This window comes from Thermobispora bispora DSM 43833, assembly GCF_000092645.1.
In the GTDB taxonomy this organism is placed as follows: domain Bacteria; phylum Actinomycetota; class Actinomycetes; order Streptosporangiales; family Streptosporangiaceae; genus Thermobispora; species Thermobispora bispora.
This window is the reverse complement of record NC_014165.1, coordinates 2,872,492-2,883,304: the sequence shown is the minus strand read 5'-3', so window position 1 is coordinate 2,883,304 and position 10,813 is coordinate 2,872,492. Positions and strand designations below refer to the sequence as shown.

The following is a 10,813-nucleotide window of genomic DNA, read 5'->3' as shown; positions in this document are numbered from 1 at the left end:
TGCCATGGCTGAGACCCTGCGGGCGCGCTCGTCGTTCGTCCGGCGGGCCGTGGGCCGGAGCTCGCCGCTCCGGCGGATGGACGGAGTGCTCTTCGGCGCGGTCCTCGCGCTGAGCGTGCTCGGCACGCTCCTGGTCTGGTCGTCCACCCGGACCTGGGACTCGGCCGAGCCGACCGCGCTCGCCAAGAAGCACGTGATCAACGTGTGCGCCGGCCTCGCCCTCTACAGCGTGGTGTCGGTGGTCGACTACCGCTGGCTGCGCCGGTGGGCGCCGCTGATCTACGGCGTCGCCCTCGCCGGTCTGGTGCTGGTCCTCACCCCGCTCGGGGCGACGATCAACAACACCCGGTCGTGGATCCAGCTCGGCGGGGGCTTCGCCGTACAGCCCGCCGAGCTGGCGAAGCCGGCGCTCGTGGTGATGGCGGCGAGCCTGCTCACCCCCACGGCCGAGGGGACCAAGGACCGCCCGCGCTACGTCAACGTCGCGTACTGCATCGCGGTCTGGGGCGTCACGGCGTTCCTCGTCATGTGCCAGCCCGACCTCGGTACCACGATCATGCTGACCGCGACCATGGGCGCGATGATCGTGTTCTCCGGTCTGCGCAAACGGTTCATCTTCGCCGGGCTGGCCGCGGGCGTGCTCACCGCGGTGGCGGTCTGGCACCTCAACTTGCTCAAGCCGTACCAGATGGCGCGGTTCACCGCGCTGATGGACCCCTCCACCGACCCGCGCGGCATCGGCTACAACAGCACGCAGGCGCTGCTCGCGGTGGGGTCCGGGGAGCTGTTCGGCAAGGGGCTGTTCCACGGCGGGCAGACGACCGGCCGGTTCGTGCCCGAGCAGCACACCGACTTCATCTTCACGGTGGCCGGAGAGGAGCTCGGCTTCGTCGGCTCGGTCACCCTGGTGCTCCTGCTCGGCGTGGTGCTGCTCCGCGGCGTGCGGATCGCCCGGGAGTGCAACGACCGGTTCGCCGCGCTCGTCGCCGGCGGCCTGGTCGCCTGGCTGGCGTTCCAGTCCCTGGTGAACATCGGCATGACCATCGGGATCATGCCGATCACCGGGGTACCGCTGCCGTTCGTCTCGTACGGTGGCACGGCCACCTTCGCGAACATGATCGCGGTGGGCCTGCTGCAGGCCATCCACGTGCGCCGCCCGCTGTAGCCCGCGGTCCCGAAGCGGGCGCCGCGCCGGATCCGGCGGCGGACCGGCGCGTCCGGGTACGGCGTGCCGCGCGCCACCCGGAGGCGCGGCCGTCCGCTGTCGGCCTGTGGTGGGATGCGGCGGTGAGGTGCTCGCGGCCGGCTTGCGGAGCCTACGAGGGCGGGGCGCTGGCGGCCGGCCTCGGCGGAATCCAGCGGCGCGCCGCCGGGCTGCGCGGAATACCGCGGCACGCTCGCGGCCGGCATGCGGGAACACGTCGGCGCGCTCGCGACCTGGCCGCGCGGAATTTTCCATGCCGCAGGCAGGGCAAATGCGGGCGATCCGGTCAGGTGTGCGGCCTGGACGGCATGTTCTCCGGCGGAGAGCCGATACCCTGAAGTCATGTCAGTCGAGTCGCTCTACAACCGCCTGGAACGGCTCCTGCCCAAGGTGCAGAAGCCCATTCAGTACGTCGGTGGCGAGCTGAACTCGACCGTCAAGGACTGGGACGAGGCGACCGTGCGGTGGGTGCTCATGTACCCGGACGCGTACGAGGTCGGCCTGCCCAACCAGGGTATTCAGATTCTTTACGAGATCCTGAACGAGCTGCCCGGGACGCTGGCCGAGCGGACCTACGCCGTCTGGCCCGACCTTGAGGCGCTCATGCGGGCCGAGGGCCTCCCGCAGTTCACGGTCGACGCGCACCGGCCGGTCCGCGCCTTCGACATCCTCGGCGTGTCGTTCGCCTCCGAGCTCTGCTTCACGAACCTGCTCACCGCGCTCGACCTGGCGGGGATCCCGCTCAACGCGGTGGAGCGGACCGACGAGGACCCGATCGTGCTGGCCGGGGGCCACGCCGCGTTCAACCCCGAGCCCATCGCCGACTTCATCGACGCCGCAGTGCTCGGCGACGGCGAGCAGATCGTCATCGCGATCACCGAGATCGTGCGCGAGTGGAAGAGCGAGGGCTCGCCAGGCGGCCGCGACGAGCTGCTGATGCGGCTCGCCTCCACCGGCGGGGTGTACGTCCCCAAGTTCTACGACGTCGAGTACCACCCGGACGGCCGGATCAAGCGGGTCGTCCCGAACCGCCCCGGCGTGCCGTCGCGCGTGTACAAGCACACGGTCATGAACCTCGACGAGTGGCCCTACCCGAAGAAGCCGCTCGTCCCGCTGGCCGAGACAGTGCACGAGCGCTACAGCGTGGAGATCTTCCGCGGGTGCACCCGGGGATGCCGCTTCTGCCAGGCCGGCATGATCACCCGGCCGGTGCGGGAGCGGTCGATCACCACGATCGGCGAGATGGTCCGGGTCGGCCTTGAGGAGTCCGGTTTCAGCGAGGTGGGCCTGCTCTCGCTCTCGAGCGCGGACCACTCGGAGATCCGGGACATCACCAAGGGCCTCGCCGACCGGTACGAGGGCACGCACGTCGGCCTGTCGCTCCCGTCCACCCGCGTGGACGCGTTCAACATCGACCTGGCCAACGAGCTCTCGCGGAACGGGCGCCGTTCCGGGCTCACCTTCGCCCCGGAGGGCGGGACCGAGCGGATGCGCAAGGTGATCAACAAGATGGTCACCGAGGAGGACCTGATCCGCACGGTCACCACGGCGTACGCCCAGGGGTGGCGGCACGTGAAGCTCTACTTCATGTGCGGGCTGCCCACCGAGACGGACGAGGACGTGCTCGCCATCGCCGACCTCGCCCGGAAGGTGATCAAGGCGGGCCGGGAGGTCACCGGGTCCAAGGACATCCGCTGCACGGTGTCGATCGGCGGGTTCGTGCCCAAGCCGCACACTCCCTTCCAGTGGGCCGCGCAGTGCGACCACGAGACCGTGGATCGCCGCCTGCGCGCCCTCCGCGACGCGCTCCGCGCCGACAAGGAGTACGGCCGGGCGATCGGCTACCGCTACCACGACGGCAAGCCCTCGATCATCGAAGGCCTGCTCTCCCGCGGTGACCGCCGGGTCGGCAAGGTCATCCGCGCGGTGTGGGAGGACGGCGGCCGCTTCGACGGGTGGAGCGAGCACTTCTCCTTCGAGCGGTGGATGAAGGCCGCGGAGCGGGCGCTCGCGGACGAGCCGGTCGACGTCGCGTGGTACACGACGCGCGAGCGCGACCAGCACGAGGTGCTCCCCTGGGACCACCTCGACGCCGGTCTGGATCGTGAGTGGCTCTGGCAGGACTGGCAGGACGCGCTCAACGAGCGCGAGGTCGAGGACTGCCGCTGGACGCCGTGCTACGACTGCGGTGTCTGCCCCACCATGGGGACGGAGATCCAGATCGGCCCGACCGGGAAGAAACTGCTGCCGCTGATCGTGCGCTGATCGGCGCGACGGCGGCGACGTGAAAGACAGCCGACGGACCGGAAGGACGGCGAGACCCTGAGACCAGTTCCCGATGGGCCGGCCGAGCCGGTGGTGCAGCGCTTGAGGGTGCGGTACGCGAAGCGGGGCCGCATGCGCTTCGCGAGCCACCGGGACATCTCGCGTGCCATGGAGAGAGCCGTACGGCGGGCCGGGATCCCGGTGGCGTACAGCGGTGGGTTCACCCCGCACCCGAGGATCTCGTACGCCAGCGCAGCCCCCACCGCGGTGGCGAGTGAGGCGGAGTACCTCGAGATCGCGGTCAGCGAGCCGTGCGACCCACGGCGGGTCCGTGACGATCTCGATGCCTCCCTGCCCGCGGGGATCGACGTGATCGAGGTCGTCGAGGCGCGGGGCGGCAACCTCGCCGATCGGCTGGAGGCCTCGGTGTGGGAGGTCCGGCTTCCGGACGCCGATCCGGCCGCGGCCGAGCGGGCGGTGAAGGAGTTCCTCACCGCCGACCGGGTCGAGGTCGAGCGCATGACGAAAAAGGGGATGCGCCGCTTCGACGCCCGTCAGGCCGTTCTGTCGCTCACCCTTGGCAACCCGGGAAATACAGCAGGCCAGGAGACTGTTCCTGTCTGTGTCATACTTCGTATGGTTGTTCGGCACGACACACCCGCCGTCCGGCCCGACGATGTGCTCACTGGGCTGCGTCTGGTGGCCGGCTTCGAGCCGCCGTCGCCCCCGGAGGTGACCAGGCTGGCGCAGGGGCCGCTCGACGAGGTGACCGGTGAGCCCGCCGACCCGTTCGCGAGCGATCGTGCCGGATCTGATTAAGGAGTGTTGGGTGGATTTGTCTCGAGGCGCCGTGCTCAGTGCCCCGATCCACCGGACACGACCGTACGGGAAGACTTGCCGCCGCGGCCCCGCTGGGGAGCCCGGCGGATTCGAGAGACGAGAGCCTCCGTGCGGCGCCCGGATGCGCCCGGAGGCTGACGGGAGAACGCCCGCATGCTCGAAAACGAGCCCTTCGACAGGGCTGTGAGCTCTGATCGTGACGCGATAACAGACGCCACAACAGAAGACCGTGACAACGGCTCGGGGGCGAGCGAGGCTCCGTCCGAGCCGGAGGCGCGTGCGGCGAGGCCGCGCCGGCGGGCCGCGAGCCGACCGGCCGGGCCGCCGCCCGAGCCCGAGGACGTGCCGCCGCCGGTACAGGTGACCACGGTGCCCGCCGGGGCGGACCACAAGGTGAGTGAGCCGGTCGCGCGCCCGATCAAGGGCGCCCGGCGCAGCGCTGGAGCGGTCGAGGACGAGGAGAGCGCACCGGCCGCCGAGCGGCCCGCCACCGAGCCGGCGGAGAAGACCGCCGGCGGGGCGGCGGAGCAGAGCGCAAGACCCGAGCCCGTGGCCGATGAGGCGGCCCGGGCGGCATCGGCCGAGCCGGAGGCCGGGACCGCGGAGCCGGAGGACGACCGCGCGGAGTCCGCGCAGCCGGCCCTCGCGGGTGAGCGGACCGAATCGGGGGCCTCGCCGACCAGGCGGCGCCGGATCAGAAGGAGAACCCGGTCCGGCCAGGCCGTGCCGAGCGTGATGACCGCCGCCGTGGAGGAGGTCGCGACCGCCCTGCGGATCGGCCCGGCGGAGGACGCCCACGGTGAGGAGCCTGCCGAGCCCGGGGCCGCGGCCACCGAGGCCCGGGAGGGCGAGCCGGCCGCGGAGCGGTCCACCGGTGTGGTCCGGCCCGACGTGGTGACCGATCCGTTCGGCTTCAACAACTCCGCGGAGCGCCCGGCGGTCCCCAAGGTGACGTTCCAGTCACCGGCGTCGCTGTTCCAGCCGATCTTCCAGCCGCCCGACCCGGCGGCCGCCATACCGCTCTCGCGCCGGGCCGCGTCGGACGAGCCGGAGGAGGCCGAGGACCACGCCGAGGCCGAGCGCGCGGAGGAGGCAGGCGAGGAGACCGCCACGCCGCGCCGCCGGCGCCGCCGCCGTGGCGGCCGGGGCCGGTCCCGGGCCAAGGAGGCGGCCGAGACCGAGGCCCAGGAGCCGGAGCCCGAGCCGGAGAAGACATCGGCCGAGGCCGCCGGACGCTCCGGGGCGGCCGCCGAGGAGGAGCGGCCGGCGGAGGAGGAGCCCGCCGCCGAGCAGACCTCCGTTGAGCAGACCTCCACTGAGCAGGCCGAGGCCGAGGAGCAGCCGGCCGAGACCACCTCTGAGACCGCCACCGAGCAGCAGGCCGCGCAAGCGGAGCAGGCCACCGGGACGTCGCGCCGCCGCCGTCGCCGCCGCCGCCGGTCCACCGAGGAGATCGAGCCGACGCCCGACGATCCGCCGAACACGGTGATCCGCATCCGGGCGCCCCGTACGGCCAAGCCGAGCTCGAGCCTGCTCGACGAGGTGCAGGGCGTCCGCGGGTCCACCCGGCTCGAGGCGAAGAAGCAGCGCCGCCGGGAGGGCCGGGAGCTCGGCCGCCGGCGCCCGCTGATCCTCACCGAGTCGGAGTTCCTCGCCCGGCGGGAGTCCGTCGAGCGCATCATGATCATCCGCCGCAATGCCGGCCGGACCCAGGTCGCGGTGCTCGAGGACGGCGTGCTCGTCGAGCACTACGTGGACCGTGAGTCGAACCGGTCATACGTCGGCAACGTGTACCTGGGCAAGGTGCAGAACGTGCTCCCCTCGATGGAGGCGGCCTTCGTCGACATCGGCAAGGGGCGCAACGCGGTGCTGTACGCCGGCGAGGTGAACTTCGACTCCGCGGGCCTGGAGGGCCAGCCCAAGCGGATCGAGGCGGCGCTGAAGTCCGGCCAGTCGGTGCTGGTCCAGGTCACCAAGGACCCCATCGGCCACAAGGGGGCCAGGCTCACGTCGCAGATCACCCTGCCCGGCCGGTACCTCGTCTACGTGCCGGACGGCTCGATGACCGGGATCTCCCGGAAGCTCCCGGACAAGGAGCGGGCCAGGCTCAAGCAGATCCTCCGCAAGGTGATGCCGGAGAACGCCGGGGTGATCGTCCGTACCGCGGCCGAGGGCGCCACCGAGGAGGAGCTCAGCCGCGACGTGGCCCGGCTCGCCGCGCAATGGGAGAGCATCCAGCGCAAGGCGAAGACGGCCAGCCCGCCGGAGCTGCTGCTCGGCGAGCCCGACCTGATGATCCGGGTGGTCCGGGACATCTTCAACGAGGACTTCAGCACGCTGATCGTCCAGGGCGACGAGGCGTGGAACACGGTCGAGGAGTACGTCCGCTACGTCGCGCCGCACCTGCTCGATCGGCTGAAGAAGTGGGACGAGGAGACCGACGTCTTCACCGCCTACCGGATCGACGAGCAGATCGCCAAGGCGCTGGAGCGGAAGGTCTGGCTGCCCTCCGGTGGTTCGCTGGTGATCGACCAGACCGAGGCGATGACGGTCATCGACGTCAACACCGGCAAGTTCACCGGCCAGGGCGGCAACCTCGAGGAGACCGTCACCCGGAACAACCTGGAGGCGGCGGAGGAGATCGTCCGCCAGCTCCGGCTCCGGGACATCGGCGGCATCATCGTCATCGACTTCATCGACATGGTGCTCGAGAGCAACCGCGAGCTGGTGCTCCGGCGGCTGCTCGAGTGCCTGTCCCGTGACCGGACCAAGCACCAGGTCGCGGAGGTCACTTCGCTCGGCCTGGTCCAGATGACCCGGAAGCGGGTCGGGCAGGGCCTGCTCGAGGCGTTCTCGACGCCCTGCGAGTGCTGCAACGGCCGGGGCATCATCATCTCGTCCGAGCCGGTCGAGAAGCCGGAGCCGCGCGGCACGCAGGGCAAGATGGCGATCGAGAAGGCCGTGGCCGAGAAGCTCGCCGCCGCCGCCGAGAACAAGAGCACGTCGGTGGTCGCGGCCACCAGCACCGTGCGGGAGACCGTCACCGATTCCATCCCCGTCGATGACGGTGCCGCGGCCGGGCGCGCCCGTGAGGGGCGGCGCTCCCGCGGAAAGGCGGCGGAGTAAGGAAACCACCCCGGCGCTCCGCCCGGTTCGACCTAGGAGCCGGTCATCCGGTACCCTAGGCAACCGGCGCGCCTGAGTGGCGCGCTTGGTTTCGCGCGCCTGCCCGGATCGCCGGTCGTGTTACCGACAGCTGGATGCGGGGCGCGGCATCTCAGCAGTTAGCCAGGAGAAGGGTTTCGCGGTGTACGCGATCGTTCGTTGCGGCGGCAGGCAGGAGAAGGTCTCCGTCGGGGACGTCCTCGAGGTAGACAGGATCGCCGGCGAGGTGGGCTCCACGGTGTCGCTGCCGGCGGTGCTCGTCGTCAACGACGGCGATGTCACCACCGACGCCGCCACGCTGAGCAAGTACCAGGTGACGGCCGAGATCCTCGGCGAGGTCAAGGGTCCCAAGATCCGCATTCTCAAGTACAAGAGCAAGACCGGGTACAAGAAGCGGCAGGGCCACCGCCAGCGCTACACCAGGCTGAAGGTCACGGCCATCAACCCCGGACAGTAGGTATCCCCGGGGGACGAGACCCCCGATTACCCCCGATAGGGAGTGAGTCATGGCACACAAGAAGGGCGCATCGTCCACCCGGAACGGCCGCGATTCGATCTCCAAGCGCCTCGGTGTGAAGCGCTTCGGTGGTCAGTTCGTGAACGCCGGTGAGATCCTCGTGCGCCAGCGTGGCACGCACTTCCACCCGGGTGACAACGTCGGGCGCGGCGGCGACGACACGCTGTTCGCGCTGGTAGCCGGTCACGTGCAGTTCGGCCGCAAGCGCGGCCGTCGTGCCGTGAGCATCATCCCGGTCGCGGAGTGATCCGCCCGGAAGCTGACGCGTACCGATGAGGCGGATCGGCCTTTCGATCCGCCTCATCGTTTTTCGCTGGAGGGAAAGCAGCTGATGGCCGAATTCGTGGACCGCGTCGTGGTGTACGTCAAGGCGGGTGACGGCGGCAACGGCTGCGCCTCCATCCACCGGGAGAAGTACCGGCCGTTCGGCGGGCCCGACGGCGGCAACGGCGGCCGCGGCGGTGACGTGATCTTCGAGGTGGACGCGAGCACGTCCACCCTGCTCGACTACCACCGCCGCCCGCACCGGCGGGCCGGCAACGGCCGGCCGGGCATGGGATCGCACAAGGACGGGGCGCGCGGTGAGGACCTCGTCCTCCCGGTCCCGAACGGCACCGTGGTCAAGGACGCCAAGACCGGCGAGGTCCTGGTCGACCTCGTCGGTATCGGCACCCGGTACGTGGCCGCCCGGGGCGGCGCCGGCGGGCTCGGCAACGCCGCCCTGGCCGGCCCGAAGCGCAAGGCGCCCGGGTTCGCGCTGCTCGGCGAGCCCGGCGAGGAGGCCGAGCTCCTCCTGGAGCTGAAGACCGTCGCCGACGTGGCGCTGGTGGGGTTCCCCAACGCCGGCAAGTCCTCCCTCATCGCCTCGCTCTCCGCCGCCCGGCCGAAGATCGCGGACTACCCGTTCACCACGCTCGTCCCCAACCTCGGCGTGGTGACCGCCGGTGAGTCGGTGTTCACCGTCGCCGACGTGCCCGGGCTGATCCCCGGAGCCTCCCAGGGCAAGGGCCTGGGCCACGACTTCCTCCGCCACATCGAGCGCTGCTCCACGATCGTGCACGTGCTCGACTGCGCCACGATGGAGCCGGACCGCGACCCGGTGAGCGACTTCGAGGTGATCGAGGCCGAGCTCGCCGCGTACGGCAGGCTGCAGGACCGGCCGCGCATGGTCGTGCTCAACAAGGTCGACGTGCCCGAGGCGCGGGAGCTCGCCGAGTTCGTCCGGCCCATGTTCGAGGAGCGGGGCTTGCGGGTCTTCGCGGTCTCCGCGGTCAGCCGGGAGGGGCTCAGGCCGCTGGCGTTCGCGATGGCCGAGATGGTCGAGCAGGCGCGGGCGAGCCGGCCGCCCGAGGAGCCGACGCGGCAGATCATCCGCCCCAAGCCGCTCGGCGATCCCGGCTTCACCGTGCGGCAGATCGGCGACAACGTGTTCCAGGTGACCGGGGAGAAGCCGGAGCGGTGGATCCGGCAGACCGACTTCGGCAACGACGAGGCCGTCGGCTACCTCGCCGACCGCCTGGAGCGGCTCGGCGTCGACGAGGCGCTGGAGAAGGCCGGGGCGCGCCCCGGCGCCGAAGTGATCATCGGCCCGCTGGAGGGCGGCTACGTGTTCGACTGGCATCCGTCGGAGAGCGGGCCGCCGCGTGTCCTGGGACCCCGGGGTACGGACAGCAGGATCAGCTAACGGGGGCGTGATGGCGGACAGGAGTCGGATCGGCACGGCCCAACGGCTCGTCGTCAAGGTCGGGTCGTCCTCGCTCACGACCGACCAGGGCACCATCGATGTCGACCGGATCGACGCGCTCGTCGACGTGCTCGCCCGCCGCAGGCTGGACGGCACCCAGATCGTGCTCGTCTCGTCCGGCGCCATCGCGGCCGGCCTCGGCCCGCTGGGGCTGAAGGACCGGCCGAAGGACCTCGCGCTCCAGCAGGCGGCCGCCTCGGTCGGGCAGGGGCTGCTCGTCGCCCGGTACACCTCGTCGTTCGCCCGGTACGGCCTGCGCGTGGGGCAGGTGCTGCTCACCGCCTTCGACATGATGCGCAGGTCCCACCACCGCAACGCCCAGCGGACCCTCACCAAGCTGCTCGAGCTCGGCATCGTCCCGATCGTGAACGAGAACGACACGGTCGCCACCGACGAGATCCGGTTCGGGGACAACGACCGGCTCGCCGCGCTCGTGGCCCACCTCGTCCACGCCGACGGGATGGTGCTGCTCTCCGACGTCGACGCCCTCTACGACGGCGATCCCCGGCGTCCCGGCGCCCGCCGGATCACCGAGGTCCGGGGGCCGGAGGACCTGAAGGGCGTGGAGCTCGGCACCTCCGGCCGCGTCGGCACCGGCGGGATGATCACGAAGGTGCAGGCGGCGCGGATCGCCACCGGTGCGGGGGTGCCCGTGGTGCTCACCGCGGCCGCGTACGCGGCCCAGGCCCTCGCCGGCGCCGAGGTCGGAACGTTCTTCCACCCGAGCGGCCGGCGCCCGGGCACCCGGCTGCTCTGGCTCGCCCACGCCACCACCGGCCGCGGCCGGCTCTACCTCGACGACGGCGCGGTGGCCGCCGTGGTCCTGCGCCGCAAGTCCCTGCTGCCCGCCGGCGTGGTCAAGGTCGAGGGCGACTTCGCCGCCGGTGATCCGGTCGATCTGTGCGATCTGTCCGGTACCCGGGTGGCGCGAGGGCTGGTGAACTACGATGCGGCCGAGATCCCCGAGTTGCTCGGCCGGTCCACGCGGGAGCTGGCGCGCGCGCTCGGCCCCGAGTACCAGCGTGAGCTGATCCACCGGGACGACATCGTCATACTGGATCCACACGACGAGTGACGG

General features: G+C 71.3%; 8 protein-coding genes. All 8 read left to right on the top strand.

From position 1 onward, the window contains the following. The first annotated feature begins 4 nt into the window (after positions 1-4). The 8 genes from rodA (at position 5) to proB (ending at position 10,810) form a co-directional block, all read left to right on the top strand. Positions 5-1,165, top strand: a complete 1,161-nt coding sequence (rodA, locus tag TBIS_RS12210) for a rod shape-determining protein RodA (protein ID WP_013132700.1) — start codon at positions 5-7, stop codon at positions 1,163-1,165. Between the two features lie 381 nt (positions 1,166-1,546). Beyond that, positions 1,547-3,469, top strand: coding sequence for a TIGR03960 family B12-binding radical SAM protein (locus TBIS_RS12205; RefSeq protein WP_013132699.1), 1,923 nt, complete (start codon positions 1,547-1,549; stop codon positions 3,467-3,469). A gap of 93 nt (positions 3,470-3,562) precedes the next feature. Beyond that, entirely contained in the window at positions 3,563-4,288 is a 726-nt protein-coding gene (locus TBIS_RS12200) for a TIGR03936 family radical SAM-associated protein (RefSeq protein WP_013132698.1), read from the top strand. 174 nt (positions 4,289-4,462) lie between these two features. Further along, the gene (locus tag TBIS_RS12195; RefSeq protein WP_013132697.1) at positions 4,463-7,435 is read left to right on the top strand and encodes a ribonuclease E/G; all 2,973 of its coding nucleotides are present in this window, start codon (positions 4,463-4,465) and stop codon (positions 7,433-7,435) included. Between the two features lie 181 nt (positions 7,436-7,616). Further along, entirely contained in the window at positions 7,617-7,931 is a 315-nt protein-coding gene (gene rplU, locus TBIS_RS12190; RefSeq protein ID WP_013132696.1) for a 50S ribosomal protein L21, read from the top strand. A gap of 49 nt (positions 7,932-7,980) precedes the next feature. Further along, complete coding sequence (rpmA, locus tag TBIS_RS12185) at positions 7,981-8,238, top strand: 50S ribosomal protein L27 (RefSeq protein WP_013132695.1); 258 nt, start codon at positions 7,981-7,983, stop codon at positions 8,236-8,238. 84 nt (positions 8,239-8,322) lie between these two features. Further along, positions 8,323-9,675: a GTPase ObgE gene (obgE, locus tag TBIS_RS12180; protein WP_013132694.1), complete on the top strand. Its 1,353-nt coding sequence runs from the start codon at positions 8,323-8,325 to the stop codon at positions 9,673-9,675. A gap of 10 nt (positions 9,676-9,685) precedes the next feature. Continuing rightward, entirely contained in the window at positions 9,686-10,810 is a 1,125-nt protein-coding gene (proB, locus tag TBIS_RS12175) for a glutamate 5-kinase (RefSeq protein ID WP_013132693.1), read from the top strand. Positions 10,811-10,813 lie beyond the last annotated feature (3 nt).